The sequence below is a fragment of the Xanthobacter sp. BG11Y11_SDJG genome, from assembly GCF_057364445.1.
In genome coordinates this window covers 1-931 of sequence record NZ_JBNFNU010000763.1, presented here as the reverse complement: position 1 = coordinate 931, position 931 = coordinate 1, and the positions used below count along the sequence as shown (strand labels likewise).

Annotated in this window: 1 pseudogene; it reads left to right on the top strand. The window is 74.0% G+C overall.

What is annotated here, in order from left to right:
- Positions 1-618, top strand: a pseudogene (locus tag AC2W7M_RS26370) (uracil-DNA glycosylase); the annotation flags it as partial.
- Positions 619-931: the final 313 nt, after the last annotated feature.

The following is a 931-nucleotide window of genomic DNA, read 5'->3' as shown; positions in this document are numbered from 1 at the left end:
GCCCGACGCCGCCGCCATGGCCGCCCGGGGAAAGCGGCGCGCGCGGCCGACAGCCTGGAGGCGCCTGCGCGCCATCATGGAGGGGCTTCGAGGGGCTGCGCGCTGAAGAAGACCGCGAGCCGCCTCGTGTTCGCCGACGGCAATCCCGCGGCCAAGGTGATGTTCGTGGGCGAGGCGCCGGGCCGCGACGAGGACGAGCAGGGCCTGCCCTTCGTCGGCCGCTCGGGGCGGCTGCTCGATCTGATGCTCGGCGCCATCGGCCTCGACCGCACGCGCGCCTACATCGCCAACGTCATCCCCTGGCGCCCGCCCGGCAACCGCACGCCGACGCCGCAGGAGACCGCCATCTGCCTGCCCTTCATCACCCGGCAGATCGCGCTGGCCGACCCGGATGTGCTGGTGTGCCTCGGCGGCCCCTCGGCGCAGGCGCTGCTCGCCACTACCGAGGGCATCACCCGCCTGCGCGGCCGGGTGATGGACTACGACACCGGAACGCGGACCATAAAGGCCATCGCCACCTTCCACCCCGCCTATCTGCTGCGCACGCCCGCAGGCAAGCGCCTCGCCTGGCGCGACATGCTGATGATCGAGGCCCTGCTGGGCGCCGGGACGGACTGAGGGCGGCGCGCGCCGACGAAGGTCGGCCTTCGTCCCCGTTGCGTGGCGCCGCAGACCCATACAATGTTGCGGATCATCCGGAGCCTGCCAGGCGTCGCAGGATCCGGACGGCTCGGCAGGACGGCTCGGCCAAGCGGCGCAGGTCGCCGGGGACGGACTGCGGGACCGACCGGGACGGGACCACCCGTCCCGCCGGGCGAGCGGGAGCTGGACGTGAAACAACGGGTTGGGTCCATGGCGCGGGGGGATCGAGGCGAGCGGCACCGACGCGGCGGGGTCCGGGCGGACTGTGCCGTCCGGCCCGGCCTGGCTG